This window comes from Oribacterium sp. KHPX15 (assembly GCF_900107835.1).
Taxonomy (GTDB): Bacteria; Bacillota; Clostridia; order Lachnospirales; family Lachnospiraceae; genus Oribacterium.
In genome coordinates this window covers 37,847-55,668 of record NZ_FNRG01000009.1, presented here as the reverse complement: position 1 = coordinate 55,668, position 17,822 = coordinate 37,847, and the positions used below count along the sequence as shown (strand labels likewise).

The 17,822-nt window shown below is 43.2% G+C and carries 18 protein-coding genes and 1 riboswitch; of the genes, 14 read left to right on the top strand and 4 right to left on the bottom strand.

Features of this window, described 5'->3' with window-relative positions:
* Window positions 1–39: 39 nt before the first annotated feature.
* From coaBC to BLV86_RS07590, 3 genes are all read right to left on the bottom strand, one after another.
* Entirely contained in the window at window positions 40–1,236 is a 1,197-nt protein-coding gene (gene coaBC, locus BLV86_RS07600; RefSeq protein ID WP_090816048.1) for a bifunctional phosphopantothenoylcysteine decarboxylase/phosphopantothenate--cysteine ligase CoaBC, read from the bottom strand.
* Between the two features lie 21 nt (window positions 1,237–1,257).
* On the bottom strand, window positions 1,258–2,034 hold the full coding sequence (locus tag BLV86_RS07595) for a type III pantothenate kinase (RefSeq protein ID WP_031549551.1): 777 nt from the start codon (window positions 2,032–2,034) through the stop codon (window positions 1,258–1,260).
* A gap of 90 nt (window positions 2,035–2,124) precedes the next feature.
* Window positions 2,125–2,811 carry an ECF transporter S component gene (locus BLV86_RS07590; RefSeq protein ID WP_090816046.1) on the bottom strand — a complete coding sequence of 229 codons (687 nt, stop codon included), beginning with the start codon at window positions 2,809–2,811 and terminating at the stop codon, window positions 2,125–2,127.
* 402 nt (window positions 2,812–3,213) lie between these two features.
* On the opposite strand from BLV86_RS07590, the gene BLV86_RS07585 reads away from it, so the two are divergent.
* Window positions 3,214–3,894 (top strand): cyclodeaminase/cyclohydrolase family protein, encoded by a 681-nt coding sequence (locus BLV86_RS07585; RefSeq protein ID WP_090816044.1) that lies wholly within the window; start codon window positions 3,214–3,216, stop codon window positions 3,892–3,894.
* A gap of 142 nt (window positions 3,895–4,036) precedes the next feature.
* Window positions 4,037–4,882 (top strand): bifunctional 5,10-methylenetetrahydrofolate dehydrogenase/5,10-methenyltetrahydrofolate cyclohydrolase, encoded by an 846-nt coding sequence (locus tag BLV86_RS07580; protein WP_031549546.1) that lies wholly within the window; start codon window positions 4,037–4,039, stop codon window positions 4,880–4,882.
* A gap of 384 nt (window positions 4,883–5,266) precedes the next feature.
* On the opposite strand, the gene thiT is transcribed toward BLV86_RS07580, so the two are convergent.
* A complete protein-coding gene (gene thiT / locus BLV86_RS07575; RefSeq protein WP_090816042.1) occupies window positions 5,267–5,806 on the bottom strand; it encodes an energy-coupled thiamine transporter ThiT in 540 nt (179 codons plus the stop codon).
* A gap of 47 nt (window positions 5,807–5,853) precedes the next feature.
* Window positions 5,854–5,951, bottom strand: a riboswitch (TPP riboswitch).
* An 88-nt stretch (window positions 5,952–6,039) separates the two neighbouring features.
* Here thiT and BLV86_RS07570 point away from each other — a divergent pair.
* The 12 genes from BLV86_RS07570 (at window position 6,040) to glgA (ending at window position 17,820) form a co-directional block, all read left to right on the top strand.
* Window positions 6,040–6,477 (top strand): ComEA family DNA-binding protein, encoded by a 438-nt coding sequence (locus BLV86_RS07570; RefSeq protein WP_090816040.1) that lies wholly within the window; start codon window positions 6,040–6,042, stop codon window positions 6,475–6,477.
* Between the two features lie 217 nt (window positions 6,478–6,694).
* Complete coding sequence (locus BLV86_RS07565) at window positions 6,695–7,075, top strand: Asp23/Gls24 family envelope stress response protein (RefSeq protein WP_031549540.1); 381 nt, start codon at window positions 6,695–6,697, stop codon at window positions 7,073–7,075.
* Window positions 7,076–7,172: 97 nt separating this feature from the next.
* Window positions 7,173–7,721: a transcription antitermination factor NusB gene (gene nusB / locus BLV86_RS07560; RefSeq protein ID WP_044916223.1), complete on the top strand. Its 549-nt coding sequence runs from the start codon at window positions 7,173–7,175 to the stop codon at window positions 7,719–7,721.
* A gap of 3 nt (window positions 7,722–7,724) precedes the next feature.
* Window positions 7,725–9,059: an exodeoxyribonuclease VII large subunit gene (xseA, locus tag BLV86_RS07555; RefSeq protein ID WP_031549538.1), complete on the top strand. Its 1,335-nt coding sequence runs from the start codon at window positions 7,725–7,727 to the stop codon at window positions 9,057–9,059.
* 104 nt (window positions 9,060–9,163) lie between these two features.
* Window positions 9,164–9,400, top strand: coding sequence for an exodeoxyribonuclease VII small subunit (locus tag BLV86_RS07550; RefSeq protein WP_242873263.1), 237 nt, complete (start codon window positions 9,164–9,166; stop codon window positions 9,398–9,400).
* Window positions 9,384–10,361, top strand: a complete 978-nt coding sequence (locus BLV86_RS07545; RefSeq protein ID WP_442950761.1) for a polyprenyl synthetase family protein — start codon at window positions 9,384–9,386, stop codon at window positions 10,359–10,361. The genes BLV86_RS07550 and BLV86_RS07545 overlap by 17 nt, the downstream gene beginning before the upstream one ends.
* Window positions 10,362–10,376: 15 nt before the next feature.
* Window positions 10,377–12,260: a 1-deoxy-D-xylulose-5-phosphate synthase gene (dxs, locus tag BLV86_RS07540; protein WP_031549532.1), complete on the top strand. Its 1,884-nt coding sequence runs from the start codon at window positions 10,377–10,379 to the stop codon at window positions 12,258–12,260.
* Window positions 12,261–12,262: 2 nt separating this feature from the next.
* Window positions 12,263–13,081 (top strand): TlyA family RNA methyltransferase, encoded by an 819-nt coding sequence (locus tag BLV86_RS07535; RefSeq protein WP_031549530.1) that lies wholly within the window; start codon window positions 12,263–12,265, stop codon window positions 13,079–13,081.
* A gap of 173 nt (window positions 13,082–13,254) precedes the next feature.
* Window positions 13,255–14,073, top strand: a complete 819-nt coding sequence (locus tag BLV86_RS07530; protein ID WP_090816032.1) for an NAD(+)/NADH kinase — start codon at window positions 13,255–13,257, stop codon at window positions 14,071–14,073.
* Between the two features lie 53 nt (window positions 14,074–14,126).
* Window positions 14,127–14,576, top strand: a complete 450-nt coding sequence (gene argR / locus BLV86_RS07525) for an arginine repressor (RefSeq protein WP_031549526.1) — start codon at window positions 14,127–14,129, stop codon at window positions 14,574–14,576.
* Between the two features lie 49 nt (window positions 14,577–14,625).
* The gene (recN, locus tag BLV86_RS07520) at window positions 14,626–16,290 is read left to right on the top strand and encodes a DNA repair protein RecN (protein ID WP_090816030.1); all 1,665 of its coding nucleotides are present in this window, start codon (window positions 14,626–14,628) and stop codon (window positions 16,288–16,290) included.
* Window positions 16,291–16,374: 84 nt separating this feature from the next.
* On the top strand, window positions 16,375–17,820 hold the full coding sequence (gene glgA / locus BLV86_RS07515; protein ID WP_031549522.1) for a glycogen synthase GlgA: 1,446 nt from the start codon (window positions 16,375–16,377) through the stop codon (window positions 17,818–17,820).
* Window positions 17,821–17,822: the final 2 nt, after the last annotated feature.

Here is a 17,822-nt window from a genome sequence, read left to right as displayed (position 1 = left end):
GAAAACCGTCTCCTGTGGATTAGCTTTTATAGAATATAATTAGCGAAGCTTCATGATCTCATCCAGCAACCTGTTTGCTGCATCCCATTTTGAAAGCAGTGGGAGTTCAACTTCCGAATCATGTGAGATCAATGTGAGGACGTTGGTGTCGCCCTGGAAGCCGGCGCCTTCGACTTTAACGTTGTTTGCGGCGATGAGGTCCAGGTTTTTCTTTTCAAGCTTCTTTCTGGAGTTTTCAATCATGTTCTCGGTTTCCATTGAAAAACCGCAAAGGAACTGGCCTTTCTTTTTGTGTTTTCCGAGATATTTCAGTATATCATCTGTTCTTTCCAAAGGAAGTGAGAGATCAGATCCGTCATCCTTCTTCTTTAGCTTGTTATCTGCAACGGTAGCCGGTCTGTAATCTGCTACGGCAGCCGCTTTGATGATGATATCCGTATCCTTCTGACGAGAGGTGATTGCCTCGTACATGTCAGCGGCACTTCTGATGTTAACAACCTTGACATTTGCAGGATGAGGAAGGTTCACAGGCCCGCTTACCAGAGTAACTTCTGCACCTCTTGCGGCAGCGGCTGAAGCTATGCTGTAGCCCATCTTGCCGGAGGAACGATTGGTAAGAAAACGTACAGGATCCAGATCTTCACATGTAGGTCCGGCACTGACCATGACGCTGAGCCCCTTCATATCCTTTTCGCAGGCCGCCTGATTGATGACCCAGTCAACTATCACAGATGGATCTTCAAGCTTTCCGGCACCTTCTGTACCGCATGCAAGATGTCCTGACGCGGGTTCGATAACAGTCCATCCGTAATGCTTGAGCTTCTTCAGATTGTCCTGAAGTATGGGATTATTCCACATCTTGGTATTCATGGCAGGAGCGATAAGCTTGGGACATTCGCAGGCCATGAGAGTAGTTGTCAGCATGTCATCAGCTATGCCGTTTGCCAGCTTTCCGATTATATTGGCGGTGGCAGGGGCAATGATGACACAATCCGCCTTATCCGCCAGGGCAATATGCTCAACCTCCCAGGGGTGGTTTCTGTCAAAGGTATCTGTTACCACCTTATTGTGGCACAATGCTTCGAAAGTATTGGGAGTGATGAAGTTCAGGGCATGCTCGGTCATGATGACGTCAACATTGGCATGGTTCTTAACCAATCTTGAGCAAATGTCAGCGGCCTTGTAAGCAGCAATCCCGCCGGTTACTCCCAACAAAATATTTTTACCTTTAAGCATAAATACTCCTTCCTGAAGTTTTTATTTGATGGTCTTGTGATACAGTATTTCGAGACCGTTCAGCAATAGATCCGGTTCAAAACAGACCTCGTTCTTCAGCCAAGGCAGGATAAGTTTTCCCAGTCCCCCTGTGAGAACCAGAGGTAGTTTATTCTTTGGGAGACCAATCTCCTCAGCCACCCGGTCATGAATTCCGTCGATCATGGCAGCTGTGCCAATGACTTCTCCGTTAATCATACACGAAACCGTGTCATCCCCCAAGAGCTTTTCAGGTGCATCAGCAGTGAGCTTCGGAAGCTGGGCAGTCTTTTCTGCTTCAGCATCCAGGCTCAGCTGTATCCCTGCCGAAATCATGCCGCCAATGAAATAACCCTCACTATCGATGGTGGACATGGTGGTACAGGTACCGAGATCATAAACCATTACGGGAGCACCATATTTTGTAACCGCAGCCAGCATATCCACAAGTCTGTCCATGCCGAGAAGAGACATATCGTAATTTCTGACAGGGATGTCAATGTTCTGTTTGCTTGCAATCTTCGGTACCTTTCCTATAAGTCTCTTTATCGCGGAAACAAGTATAGGGTTAATGTCCGGCACAACCGAAGATATTATGGAACCCTCAATCTCCGAAGGAGAAACAGAATTCTTATCAAGGATAGTCTGAAGCTCATTCATGAAGCTAAGCTGATCCCATCTCTGTTTGGTAACTGCTCTGTCCTGAAAAAGCTTTGTGCCATTTTCAAAAACACCTATAACGATATTTGAATTACCAACATCTATCAAAAGAATTTTCATAATAATCCTCATTCCGCCTATTACTGCCGGCGGAAAAAATACCAGTCAAATATAAAATTTGACTGGTATAAATTAATCATTTAATAAAATTTATTTTGCTGCAATTCGTGATTTGATAAGTGCTGTCACAACGATAGGAACGATAACAGCAGCAACGATCATTTCAGGAACACCGTTTCCAAATACTATGCCAAGTATCACTCCGAGAACCTGGTCAACCGGGATGTTATTGGCTGCGGCATAAGCATTCTTAAATACCACATAGATGGTGCCCATAACAAGACCTGTGTTTGTGAAAGCTCCCACAGCGCCGCATAAAACCAGAACAGCAAAGCGGATTGCATCATTCATCTTGGGAAGAACCTTGCTGAATGCTTTGTAAACAAGCCATGGTGTAACACCAACAAGCATACGAGGTACAAAACATATGAACAGAGCCCATGGTGATCCGTGTGAAAGACCCGGAACAGGAACTGTCGGTGTAAATGCAAATGAAAGGATACTTGGAGCCATGATGTTCTTAAAAAGACTTGTTGCTCCGAAAAGGAATCCAAGGAAAGCACCCTTCTTAGGTCCCATAAGGATTCCGCCGATGATGACCGGCACATGTAAGATAGTAGCTTTGATGAGAGGCAGGTCAATGATGCCAAACGGGGTGAATGCCATGATCAGCACAATGGCTGTAAACATTGACATGATGGAAAGGTCACGCACCTTGCCGGAAACATTGATACCAACCTGTGACTGAGTGGTTGAAGTTGATACATTATTATTCATTTTTATCCTCCTGCTACGGTCTTTGACTTATAAGGCATCTGCCGAACGACTATCGTACGGAGTCCAATGCAAAGTATCGTGCAATTTCATTATGTCATTAGTTGACTTTTCTTGCAATGTTTTGGAATGGACTTTTTGGCATACAAGATATAGATATTTAAAAGGAAATATACATGATATTTGGTTAACATGTATATGAGCATTAAATATAGCAATGATGCTTGCTACTTTAATAAAATATCCGTTATACTTTCCTCATCTGTTAATGCCGCTTTTTGAGCCATACTATCTGACAAACTTGTTCATAGCTTAAGGGCTCTGTATAAGCATTATCTTTAAATCTATATCTGACATGTAAATGTAGATTATATCGCTGATAATTTAATTATGGAGGATCAGGACATGACAGCAGGAGATACAGTATTAAAAGAATATCTGTCTAAGCTCGGGGCGAAGGAATCGGTCCCGGGAGGGGGAGGCGCCAGTGCACTTTCAGGAGCCTATGGCGTAAGCCTCGGACTTATGGTCTGTGCATTCACAAGCGGTAAAAAGAAGTACGCTGACTTTGAGCCGGAGCTTATCAGGATACAGGAAAAACTCACTAAACTGAGAGAGGATTTTCTGAAGCTTTCAGATGAAGATGAAGAAGTGTTCTATCCCCTCAGCAAAGCCTACGGACTTCCCGAGGACACAGTGGAGGAAAAAGATTATAAGGAAACAACTCTCGAAACCTGCCTGTCCAATGCTTCCATGACACCCATAAAAGTTATGGAAAAAGCCTGTGAAGCTCTTATCTATATGCAGCAGCTAGCGGATAACGGCTCAAAGCTTATGCTTAGTGACGTTGGAGTGGGAGTTTCATTTTTGAATACAGCCATCGAAGGAGCTGTGATGAATGTTTACATCAATACCAAAATGATGAAAAACACTAACCGCATGATTGAGCTCAATGAATATGCAAGAAAGCTGCTTCTGGACGGAACCTCCAGAGCGAGACTCATCTATGAACAGGTTGAAAGCACCATTAAACAAAAGTATGATGATGGGGATAAAATAGAAAGAAATAAAGTAGATTTCAGCTGACAATTAAATCGGAACAAATTGATTTCAGCTGATAGTTAAATCGGAACAGGTTGGGTTTTGGTCAGATAGCTCTGTTTTGCAGAAGGATGCCGGGACCTGAAACTGAACCAGGCACAATATAATTATCATATAAAGGAGAAAAATGAAAGAATTAAGAGGAAAGCTTATTGCAGACAGAATAAAGGGCGAATGCCTGGACTTTGTGGGAAAGTACAACGGAATCCTTCCGGCTCTCGCAGTACTGAGAGTAGGTGAGAAGGAAGACGACATCGCCTATGAAAGAAGCATCAAAAAACGATTTGTGGATTACGGACTGGAAGTAAAGGATTATGAGCTTCCGGCAAACTGCACCAACGAAGAATTCCAGGAAGTCTTTGACTTCATAAATGATGACCCTGAAATCCAGGGAATCCTTGTTATGAGACCTCTTCCCGCACAGATAGACGAAGAGGCAATGCTGAAAAAAATGAATCCTCTAAAGGATCTTGATGGAATTACCGATGCCAATGTTGCCGGTGTGATGCGTGGTGACAAGCATGCATTTGCCCCCTGCACCGCACAGGCAGTTGTGGAAATCCTCAAGGACTACAATATCGAAATGGCCGGAAAGCGTGTCTGCGTAATCGGAAGATCCATGGTAGTAGGAAAACCCCTCTCCATGCTCCTTCTCAAAGAGAACGCCACAGTTACAGTCTGTCACTCAAAAACAGAAAACATCAAAGCCGTTGCCAGTGAAGCAGACATCGTAGTTGCCGCCATCGGTAAAGCCAAAAAAATAAGCAGCGGTTACGTCAGAGAAGATGCCACCGTCATTGATGTCGGAATTAACGTTGACGAACAGGGCAACCTCTGCGGAGACTGCGACTGGGATCAGATCGTCCTCAAAGCCTCAGCCGCAACCCCCGTCCCCGGCGGCGTAGGTACCGTAACCACTGCCGTCCTTGCCCAGCACCTCGTCGAAGCCACAAAACTCCAGAAAAACCTTTAATGATTATTTATGTAAACAGCACCAAGGTGGTCTTGCCTACTCTTAGGTGCTGTTATTTGCATCCATAAATATCCAGAAATAAAACATATGCCCGAGCCGGTCATTCAGACTGCTCGGGCATTTTCACATTCATATATAGTCTAAAAACAGACATTGTGCGATTTATCTTTTAGTACTACAATACAGCAATACATCTCTTACGGCTGAGAAAACCAGGAAAATGGAAGGGATGGGTGGCAAGGCTTGCGGGTTGAAAGAACATTTGGTGCAGACATGTACGAACAGGATGCACAGAGTGCAGCCTGGGCGAACATGGATGTGCCAAATGTTCTTTCAATCCCGTGGGCCGTCACACGTCCCTTCCATTTTCCGTCCTGTTTATCACTAACCCTGCGTAGCCACCGTAGCCTTCACTCTGTCAAACGCATGGAATACCGAAGTGGCCCTCAACAGCACAACAGTCACGAGCGCCTCAGCCCCGATGTAGATCAAATTGTAAACCGCAGAGTAAGCGGCCGGATTCCAACCACTCCAGGCATATTCGCCCCAGAAAACCCAACCTGATAAGAAAGAAAAGAACCATCTAAGACAACAGGCTGCCAGATATCCGATGAACAGCCCATTCTTCCTGCTGCAGAAGAAACCTGACACACCAAAAGCACCAAAAGCAAGAATGTAATCAAGGATAACCTGCACAGGTGAAAGAACAAAAGGCTCCAGAATAAACTGGAGAATTCCATAAGTTACACCGGAAACGAGACCGACTACAGGTCCGAAAAGAAAACCCGGAAGAGTTGCGAAAAGCATGGAACATAGAGTGATAGCTCCGCCCGTAGGAAATTCAAAGACCTTGATCATTGAAGTTACGGTAGCCAGTGCGATGCAAAGCGCACAGTAAGCGAGTGTCCTGACATTTTTTGACATAAAAAAACCTCCTTAAAATGGAGGGGCAGACTACTATCCGGACATGGATAGTCAGATATTTGCTTCCCTACGCAGGTACTAACCTGATCAGGTAAAAAGGGTTGATCCTTAGATCATCTCAGCAAAAGCGCCCCTAGCGTTTACATAGAAATTATAAGCTATGAGGAAAAACTGTCAAGTTAAATCTGGTTGCATAAAAGTAATATTTAATATAAAGAAAGTGAATAAAATATATGACTGAAAAGAATAAATATAAACTGCAAAAAAAACTCGAGAAAGTAAAACAACTGATAATTATAGGCTTGATGGTATTATGCGGACTATGGTATGTGACCAAAGGCAGGGAAAAGGATAATTCAGCCTATGCCTTCTCGGAACAGAAGTCTTCAAAGATTATTATAGAAAAAGAAGGATACGGAGTGGATTCAGATTCATCAGATGATATCGAAACCCGGGCATCTGCGGATAATGATTCCGGAGATCGCATCAATCTTAACAGTGCCACTCAGAAGGAACTTGAATCTCTTCCGGGAGTCGGACCGGCAACCGCCAAAAACATTATCGATTACAGGGAAAAGTATGGTGGATTTGCGGATGTCGAAGAAATAAAAAATGTAAAGCGAATAGGAGACAAGACCTATGAGAAACTGAAAGAATATATAACGGTCTAAGCTACGGCACATACTTTCACCGGCTTATCAAAGATAAATTCGGAGTCAGGTTTTTGTATAAAAGATTCCCTAATGCATAATATACAGAATTGTGCTATCATAGACGTAAGATTACAAAAAAATTTGTCGGACTATGCCTAAATCTGAAAATATTCTGTACAAATCAGGCAGATGTCTGTAAAATGTGCATTTGCACAACTTTTAAGGGAGGCTCTTAATGGAACAGAATCAGGAGAGAATGACTCACGTTGTATATTCAAAAGATGATGATGGTCAGGTGATAATCGCAGATGAGGTTGTTGCCATCATCGCAGGCATTGCTGCCACAGAAACAGAGGGTGTTGATTCCATGGACGGAGGATGGTCAGGTGAGATCATTTCCAGAATGGGTATCAAGGACCTCAGTAAGGGAGTTACCACCAGCATAGAAGAAGGACATGTATCCGTAAATTTAAGTCTCAATGTTAAATATGGTTACTCCATACCCGAGGTATCAAAGAACGTACAGGAAAAGGTTGTTCAGGCCATAGAATCCATGACAGGACTTAACGTGCTTGATGTTAATGTTAAGATTTCCGGCGTTGTCACCACAGAGTAAAGTTAAAAAATTATACTATCGAAAGGTATAACTATTGATCGTAAGCAAATGACTAAATCATTTGCAATATAGAAATAATATTATAGATAGGACAGATATGAATAAGCGAGAAGAAAGAGATCACAAATTTAAACTTCTTTTCTCCACACAGTTTTATCCCGGAGATGAGATCCCTGCACAGATGGAGAGCTATTTTGCTTCACCTGATTATGAAGACGGCGATGTACTCTTCAGGGTTGAGAATGTTTCCGAGGAAGAACAGCAGGAACTTGAAGCCGCAGTGCAAAAGATCGTAGATAAGCTTCCTGAGCTTGATGAAAGGATCAATTCATCAGCTGAAGGCTGGAAGACAGACCGTATGACAAAAACTGATCTTACAGCCATACGTCTCGCTCTTTATGAGATAAGCTATGATGACGACATCCCCGAGAAGGTAGCCATAAACGAAGCCATAGAGCTTGCTAAAAAGTATGGTGGTAACGAATCAGGATCTTTCGTTAACGGAGTTCTTGCAAGACTTGTTGATGGCAGCCGTGAGTCTACCAGAGTAGAAAAAGCTCCCCGTAAGCTTCAGGGCGAGATAACAGAAAAGAAGTCTTCGGAAGGTAAGAGTGTTCATATCCTTATCAATAAGAATAATAAGTAAGTTATGAATAAGCCGAATCGAGCATATTCAGTATCACAGCTGAATCGCTATATTGCCAATATGTTCGCTCAGGATTTTGCCCTTTCAGGCATTACCATAAAAGGCGAGATATCAAATCTGAAATATCATTCTTCAGGTCATATTTACTTTACTTTAAAAGATACAGCTTCGCAGATTTCCGGCATCATGTTTGCCGGAGATCGTGCGGGGCTTCAGTTTAAGTTAGAGGATGGCATGAGTGTCCTTTGCACCGGAAATGTAGGTGTATATGAAAAGGGCGGAAGTTATCAGATTTATGCCAAAAGTTTCACCGCAGACGGACTTGGGGATCTCTATGTAAAGTTTGAACAGCTGAAAAAAGAACTTTCCGAAATGGGGATGTTTGATGAAATGTATAAGAAACCGATTCCCCAATATGCCGGAAAGATAGGTGTGGTTACTGCCAAGACCGGTGCAGCTGTAAGAGATATCATTCAGATTGCTAAAAGACGTAATCCATATGTAGATATCACTCTGTATCCGGCGCAGGTTCAGGGCGAAGGTTCCGCCGAGTCTATAGTCAGAGGCATTAAAACTCTGGATCTTATGGGACTTGATGTCATTATCGTCGGAAGAGGCGGAGGCTCCATCGAGGACCTTTGGGCATTTAATGAAAGAATAGTGGCACAGGCAATATTTGATGCCGACACACCTGTGATTAGTGCTGTAGGTCATGAAACAGATACCACAATTGCCGATTTTGTTGCTGATCTGAGAGCTCCAACCCCCAGTGCCGGAGCTGAACTGGCTGTATTTGATCTTGATAAACTGTTTAATGATCTTTCAGGTTACCGGGCAACTCTGGATGCTTCCATGTCAGAGCATATTCTGGATGAACGCCAAAAGCTTTCCATGTATAAGCTGAAGATCAATCAGCATAGTCCCAAGTCTATTCTCAGCGAGTATCAAAAGAGGGAGATCCTGTATAAAAATGAGCTGAAGCAGCTTATGCAGGATAAACTGACCGACGAAAAAGAACGATTAAAGGATTATGATGAGTTTAAAAACATCATGAGAGACCGCCTGCTAAAGTCAAGAAACAGACTCAGAGATTATGAACATCTGCCTTCTGTCATGAGGCAGAGTATTGAGAAATCAAAACACAGACTTTTGATCCATACTGAAAAGCTTGAAGCGGTAAGTCCTTTACGTAAGCTATCTTCAGGTTACGGATATCTTCAAAATGAAGACGGAGGCAAGGTTTCAAGTGTGAAGGATGTAAGCATTGGATCAGTTATCACAACAACCTTGAAGGACGGCAGCATCAAGAGCAGAATTGAATCTGTTAATGAATCCTGATCTGTAAAGGTGATTAACGTTTGTTAATAAAAAATGTTGAATGTGACAGAAAGAATTTACGTTTTTAAATCAATAAGATTTTCCGGGAGGAACGATGTATGCCGGTGAAAAAGAAAAATCCTGATGTTAGCGGCGTTGAGGCTGATGAAAATAAAAAACCTTTAAATGAAGTATTTTCGGAACTTGATGAGATCCTTGAAAGTATGGAAACAGAAGACAGCCTTGAGAAGACCTTTGAAATGTATAAAAAAGGTGTGACTCTTCTGAAGGAGGCTTCTCTAAGTATCGATAAGATTGAAAAACAGGTAAAGGTGTTGGATGAAGATGGAATTCTCTCATGAATTTGAGCTTACAGTTAAGAATATAAATGAAATTATAGAGTCATATCTTCCTGAGCGGGAGGGCCTCCAGAAGCTTGTTATCGATGCCATGGATTATTCAGTTGAGGCAGGCGGAAAACGCATAAGACCCATGCTAATGCTTAAAAGCTTTGAGCTTTATAAAGATAAGATGAGCAGTGAAAAATATGAGTTCATGCTTCCTGTGGTACATTCCTTTATGACTGCACTGGAGATGATTCACACTTTCAGCCTCTGTCATGATGACCTTCCATGCATGGATAATGATAAATACAGAAGAGGAAGGGAGTCCACCTGGTATAAGTATGGGGAGGATATGGGTACTCTTGCAGGAGACGGACTGACACTCTACGCCTTTGAACTGGTTTCCGGGGTATTTGACCGGCAGCTTAAAAAAGTGAGATCAGGAGAGGCTGATGTCCCGGCCGAAACATTGGCGGAATCCTCTCAGGCTTTTGTGAAAGCCGTAAATATCCTTTCCGGCAAATCTGGCATCTACGGAATGCTGGGCGGCCAGTCAGTTGATGTAGAGATGACAGGAAAAGCCTTAAGTGATGAGCAGCTTATGTTCATTTACAGATTAAAGACCGGTGCGCTTCTCCAGTGTGCTCTCATGACAGGAGCAGTACTTGCCGGAGCTTCGGAGGATGATCTGAAAAAGCTTTCCGGTATCGGCGAAAAGATAGGCGTAGCCTTCCAGATACAGGATGATATTTTAGACGAAACAAGTACAGTGGAAGAACTTGGAAAACCCATACATTCTGATGAAGAAAATCAGAAAACCACCTATGTTTCCATTTACGGACTTGAAAAAGCCGGAGCTGAGGTGAAAAAACTTTCCCATGAAGCTATTGACAGTTTCACAGAGTTAGAGGGTGTCAATGAAGACGCCAGAGCCTTCCTCATTTCACTTACAGATCTTTTGATCCATCGTAAAAAATAAAAGAAAGTTATCGAAATGTTACTTGATGATATACACGGACCTGCTGATCTTAAGAAGCTAAATGATAAGGAGCTTCAGCAGCTTGCATCCGAAATCAGAAAATTCATAATAGAAAAAACTTCCGAGTACGGCGGACATCTTGCGTCAAATCTCGGCGTAGTGGAGCTGACCATAGGTTTATTCAGAGCACTTGACCTTCCTAAGGATAAGATAGTATGGGATGTCGGACATCAGGCATACACTCATAAAATCCTGTCCGGCAGAAAGGACGATTTTGACGGGCTCAGACAGTACCATGGAATAAGCGGATTTCCGAAACGTGCAGAAAGTCCCTATGACTGCTTCGGAACCGGTCACAGTTCCACCTCCATTTCTGCCGGTATGGGTATCGCTGAAGCCAGAGACATAAAAGGCGAAAACTATACAGTGGTTTCCGTTATAGGAGACGGTTCACTCACCGGTGGTCTCGCCTACGAAGGTCTCAACAATGCTTCCCGCATGAAGAAAAATTTTATAATTGTTCTCAATGACAACAAGATGTCTATATCCAAAAATGTAGGCGGAATGTCTAAGTATCTCAACGGTCTTCGTTCTGCCAGCGGGTATAACCGTCTGAAGGTTGATGTGGGAGGAACTCTTTTGAAAGTTCCTGTGGTTGGTGAAGCCCTCGTTCATCAGATACAGCAGGCAAAAAACTCTCTTAAGCAGCTGGTTATTCCGGGAATGCTTTTTGAGGATATGGGTATCACTTACCTCGGTCCTATAGACGGCCATAATATAAAAGAGGTTGAACGCACCATTAATGAGGCAAAGCGCATCAATCATGCGGTCCTTGTTCATGTGATCACAAAGAAGGGCAAGGGCTATAAACCTGCGGAAAGATTCCCTGCAAGATATCACGGGGTTTCTCCTTTCAATGTTAATACCGGGAAGCCTCTCTCAAACGGAGGAAAGACCTACACAGAAGTATTCTCAGACAAAATATGTGAGCTTGCAAAGGACAATAAGAAGATTGTCGGAATCACTGCAGCTATGCCGGATGGTACCGGACTCACCAGATTTTCCGAGGAGTTCCCCAACAGATTTTTTGATGTGGGTATAGCTGAGCAGCATGCTGTAACCAGCGCTGCGGGCATGGCTTCCAACGGACTTAAGCCTGTATTTGCGGTTTACTCAAGCTTTTTGCAGAGGGCCTACGATCAGATAGTTCATGATGTCTGTCTTCAGAAGCTCCCTGTGGTTTTCTGCATTGACAGAGCAGGTCTTGTGGGTTCTGACGGAGAGACTCATCAGGGTATTTTTGACTACAGTTTCCTTACATCCATCCCTAACATGACTGTGATGGCACCTAAGAATGCAGGTGAACTTGAGATGATGATGGAATTTGCCATGAAGTATCCTCTTCCTATAAGCATCAGGTATCCGAGAGGCGTGGCTTATCAGGGTCTCAGTGAGTTTAAGGAGCCTATAGAGTATGGCAGGTCAGAGATAATATTTAAAGGAAAAGACATTGCCCTTTTTGCGGCAGGTTCCATGGTTTCCACCGCCGAACATATCAGAGATAAGGCGATAAAAAGAGGCTATGATCTGACTCTCATTAATGCCCGTTTTGTAAAACCCATAGATACCCATGTGATCGATGAACTTGTCAAGGATCATAAGGTCATAGTTACACTTGAGGAAAATGTCAAGCAAGGCGGCTTTGGCATACAGGTTGAGGCTTATGTTCATGAGAATCATCCCGGAACAAAAGTTGTCACAATTACCCTTCCCGACAAATATGTAGAGCATGGTAATGTTACAAAGCTCAGGGAAGGACTTCAGATTGACAGTGAATCAGTCATGAAGCTTCTGAGTGAAAAGGGCATCATTGATTTCGGATGTGAGGAAGAGGGATAATATTGAAAAAAGAAAGACTGGATGTTTTGCTTGTAAATAAGGGTCTTGCGGAATCAAGAGAAAAAGCAAAACGTACGATAATGGCAGGAATCGTATATGTTGACGGACAAAAGGAAGATAAGGCCGGAACAACATTTGATCCTGAGGTTTCAATTGAAGTAAGAGGAAATGTCCTTCCATATGTTTCGCGAGGAGGACTTAAACTTGAAAAAGCTATTAAAGAATTCGGTGTTTCCTGCGAAGGAAAGGTATGCCTCGACATAGGCGCCAGCACCGGAGGATTTACAGACTGCATGCTTCAGAACGGAGCAGTAAAGGTATTTGCCATAGACGTGGGACACGGACAGCTTGACTGGAAGCTCCGGAATGATGAACGCGTCGTATGTATGGAAAAAACCAACATCAGGTATGTGACACCTGAAGATCTCGGCGAGAAGGCAAGCCTTGTTTCCATCGATGTGAGTTTTATAAGTCTGAAGCTGGTGCTTCCCGTTGTTAAGACACTTATCAATGATGACTGCCAGGTGGTCTGCCTTATCAAGCCCCAGTTCGAAGCCGGAAGAGACCAGGTTGGAAAAAAGGGAGTTGTAAGGGATAAAAAGGTACACACAGAAGTCATTGAAAAGACATTGTCCTTTGCCTACTCCATAGGTTTCGTTCTTAAAGGACTTACCTTCAGCCCCATAAAAGGACCTGAAGGCAATATCGAGTATCTTGCGGAACTTGTGCCCGGGGAAAGCGAAGAAACAGATCTTACATGGCTTCATGATGAGGCAGTAAAGATCGTTGATGCGTCACATGATATGCTGGATATAAAGTGATTATTGATGCGTCACACGATATTCCGGACATAAAGTGATTGTTGATACTTCATATGATATGCCGGACATAAAAAAATAATCCACTGTAACTCTGGCTTGAAGAATACTTCCTGAGAACAAAAATCTCAGGGGACTGCCAAGCTAAATCAGATCTGATAATAAACGAGACTAACATGAATGTAATACTGGTTGTGAATAAAAGTAAAACAGAAGCTCTGGATTTTCTGAAGACTGTAGAAGAGTACCTTGATTCAAGGGGAGTTCATCACAGGGCCCTTCTTCAGGAAAATTACACAAGAGACGATTTCAATGATGCTGATGCCATTGTCAGCATCGGCGGGGACGGCACCATGCTGAGGATTGCCGGAGTACTGAGAGGCCAGGATACCCCTATGCTTGGTATCAATGCAGGGCACCTGGGATATCTCACTGAAGTATCCACAAAGGAACAGATACCGGAAGCTCTGGACAGACTTATAAGACATGATTATCTGAGAGATGTAAGAGGAATGCTCCACGGAAGTCTCAGACGTAACGGTGAAGTCATAGGCAGGGGAACCGCACTTAACGAAATACTAATCACCCGCAGTAAAGGCATCATGGTCACTAAGTTTTCGGTTGTCTGTGACGGGAAGTTTTTAAGCAGCTATATAGCGGACGGAATTCTTTTTGCCACCCCCACAGGCTCAACAGCCTACAATCTTTCTGCAGGAGGACCTATAGTGGCACCGGGATCACCGGTGATCATCATGACTCCCATATGTGCCCACAGTACGAGCAGCAGACCAGTTGTGTTACCGTCTTCAAGCCGTATAGAGATTACCATCGAATCCCACGGAGAGATGGTGGCCTTTGACGGTGAGCATGTGATAGAGCTTCAGGAAGGTGATCTCGTTACCGTACGTAAAGCAAATGAGCTTACAACCCTTATAAAACTAAGAGAAGGAAGCTTCCTTGAGACTCTAAGGGAAAAGCTGGACAGTGAACGCTGACCATTAAACAATAACAGAAACTATCGGGATAAAGCAGACGAAGGAGAGCTGAGATGAAGAAATCACGGCACCAGAAAATAATTGAGCTTGTTGGTCGCATGCGCATAGGTACACAGGAAGAGCTTGCGGATATTCTGATAAAAGAAGGATATAAGGTTACTCAGGCAACTGTATCAAGAGATATTAAGGAGCTTAAGCTCAGTAAGGTTGCGGGCAATGACGGAGTCCAGTACTACCAGATCATCGAAAAAGAGGAACAGGTATACTCTGAGAAATATATACGGGTTCTGAGGGAAGCTCTCATGAGCATGGATACAGCAGGAAACCTTCTGGTTATCCGTACCATGTCAGGCATGGCCAATGCAGTTGCTGCGGCATTGGACCAGTTCAGACTTGAGAAGATTGTCGGTACACTTGCGGGAGATGATACCATTATGTGTGCCATGAAAAATGCCCAGGATGCGGAAGACATAAAGAAACGTATCCAGGAAATAATGGGCTGATTTCTTATGATATTTACGGATGATAAATCAACTGAAAAGAGGAGACAAAATGCTATATCATCTACATGTAAAAGATCTTGCACTGATTGATTCTGCGGAGGTTGAGTTCGGACCGGGGCTCAATATCCTTACAGGTGAAACCGGTGCAGGTAAGTCCATATTGATTGGATCCATAAATCTGTGTCTTGGTTCCAAAGGAAGCAAAGATATGATTAGAAGCGGAAAGGAATCCGGCTTCGTCGAAATGGTTTTCGGAGGGCTCAGTGAACATCAGGAAGCAGAGATGCGTGCTCTTGATGTTGAGCCGGAGGACGGCCAGATAATCATCAAAAGAAAGATCTCCAACACAAGGTCGGAGATTAAGATTAATGATGAAACCGCAACTCTTTCGAAGCTTAGGAAGGTTGCCGAACTTCTGATAGACATTCACGGACAGCATGAACACCAGTCTTTGCTAAGGGATGGTTATCATCTTAAGGTCCTTGATGATTTCCAGATAAAGGATACTTCGGACTTAAGAAAAGACATAAGCGATAAATATCATGAATACACCGCGCTAAAGGATAAGCTTTCGGGTTTTGATATGAACGAAGCCGAAAGACTCCGGGAACTGGATTTCCTTAAGTTTGAAATCGATGACATCGAGAAGGCAGAACTTAAGGAAGGCGAAGAGGAGGAGCTGGCCCAGAAATACAAGAAATACCAGAATATACAAAAAATCTACGGTTCTGTTCAGAAGGCAAGAGCTGTAATGGATGAGGTTGATTTCAGTACAGCCATAAAGTCCATACAGGATGCATTAAATTATGATGAAAGTCTGCAGAACATAAGTGACAGTCTTTATGACCTTCAGTCAATTTCCGAAGATACCATAAGGGACCTGGATCATTATCTCGATAATAATGATTTTGACGAGGAAGACTTTCAGGAGATCACAGAGCGACTTGATTATATCCGGGGAGTTATGGCGAAGTATGGCGGCACAGTCGAAAAAGCCGAAGCTGCTCTCGTAAAGAAACAGGAAAGACTCAGATTACTGGAAGATTATGATGAGGAAAGAGAGAAGTGCCAAAAGGCACTGAAAAAATCCGAAACAGAACTATTAAAGCTTTGCGAAGAGCTGACAGCGAAAAGAAAAAAAGGTGCAGAGATACTGTGTGACAGGATACGTACCGAGATGACTGAAATGGGATTCCTGGATGTTCGTTTTGATATGGCATTTTCAGAGCTGAAGGAACCCGGCTCCAACGGAAAGGATGAGGTACATTTTGTTGTCAGCCTGAACCCGGGAGAACCGGTGAGACCTTTAAGTGAAGTTGCATCCGGCGGTGAGCTGAGTCGTATCATGCTTTCCATCAAAACAGTGCTGGCTGATACAGATGAGATACCGACTCTTATTTTCGATGAGATAGATACCGGCATCTCCGGAAGAACAGCAGAGAAGGTATCTGAAAAGCTTAAAAAGATAGCTCAGAATCATCAGGTTATATTGATAACTCATCTGCCTCAGATCGCGGCAAAAGCGGGTGTTCATTTCTGTATCGAGAAGCTTTCCGAGGACGGACATACACATACAGATATCAAAAGACTTACAGATGATGAATCTGTCATGGAGCTTGCAAGACTTCTTGCCGGAGGAAGAGTTACAGATGCTGTTCTTGCCAATGCCAGGGAGCTTAAAAACCTTGCTAATGACACATTGAAAGAAGTATAATAAAAGAAGTTATATTGTGTTAATTCTTAAGTTAAATAAGATGATACAACAACCACATAATACAAGTTGGGAGGCTGCAAAAATATGAAGAATGTATTGATGCTTGCATCGGAGTCTGTTCCTTTTATCAAAACCGGCGGACTTGCCGATGTTGTTGGTTCTCTTCCTAAGACCATCGATAAGCGTTACTATGATTGTCGTGTAATGATTCCTAAGTACATGTGCATTCCATGGGAATGGCGTCAGAAGATGGAGTATGTTACACACTTTTACATGGATTATCTAGGGCAGTCCCGCTATGTAGGTGTTCTCAAATATGAAAAAGACGGAGTGACCTATTACTTTATTGATAATGAGTCATATTTCTCCGGAGACAGACCTTATGGAGACTGGTATTGGGATCTTGAGAAGTTCTGCTTCTTCTGTTATGCAGCTCTTTCAGCATTACCATTACTTGACTGGCATCCTGATCTGATTCATTGCCATGACTGGCAGACCGGTCTCGTACCTGTACTTTTACATGATAAGTTCGCAGGCGGAGAGTTCTATCGCTCCATCAAGTCAGTTATCACCATCCATAACCTTAAGTTCCAGGGTGTATGGGATGTAAAGACTATTCAGAGATTTACTCAGTTAAGTGATTACTATTTCACCTCCGATAAGATGGAATGCAAGAAGGATGGCAACCTCCTTAAGGGTGGTATAGTTTATGCTGATGCCATCACAACAGTTTCCGATACCTACGCAGAAGAAATAAAGATGCCATTCTACGGAGAAGGTCTCGATGGACTTCTCAGAGCAAGAGAGCATGATCTCCGCGGTATCGTTAACGGAATTGATTATGATGAGTGGAATCCGGAGACTGATAAATATCTGAATTTCAATTACGGTGCAAAGAATTTCCGCAAAGAAAAAGCGAGAAACAAGAAGGCTCTTCAGCAGGACTGGAATATGGATGTAGATCCCGGCAAGATGATGATCGGTATCGTATCCAGACTTACCGACCAGAAGGGACTTGATCTCGTTGAGTGTATCATGGACGAGCTTTGCCAGGACGATATCCAGTTTGTGGTTCTCGGAACCGGTGATGAGAAGTATGAGAATATGTTCCGTCATTACGGCTGGAAGTACAGTAATAAGGTATCTGCTCAGATTTATTATTCCAATGAAATAAGCCATAAGATTTATGGTGCATGTGATGCGTACCTCATGCCTTCACTTTTTGAGCCATGCGGTCTTTCACAGCTTATCGCACTTAGATACGGAACTGTTCCTATCGTCAGAGAAACAGGTGGTCTGAGAGATACAGTAGAGCCGTTCAATGAGTACGAGGATAAGGGAACAGGATTCTCCTTCACCAATTACAATGCTCATGAAATGCTCAATACGATACGTTATGCAGAGAAGATCTACTATGATCGTAAGCGTGATTGGAACAAGATGGTAGATCGTGCCATGGCAACCGATTACTCATGGAGAACTTCTGCAATGAAGTATCAGGAATTATATGATTGGTTGATAGGATATTAATT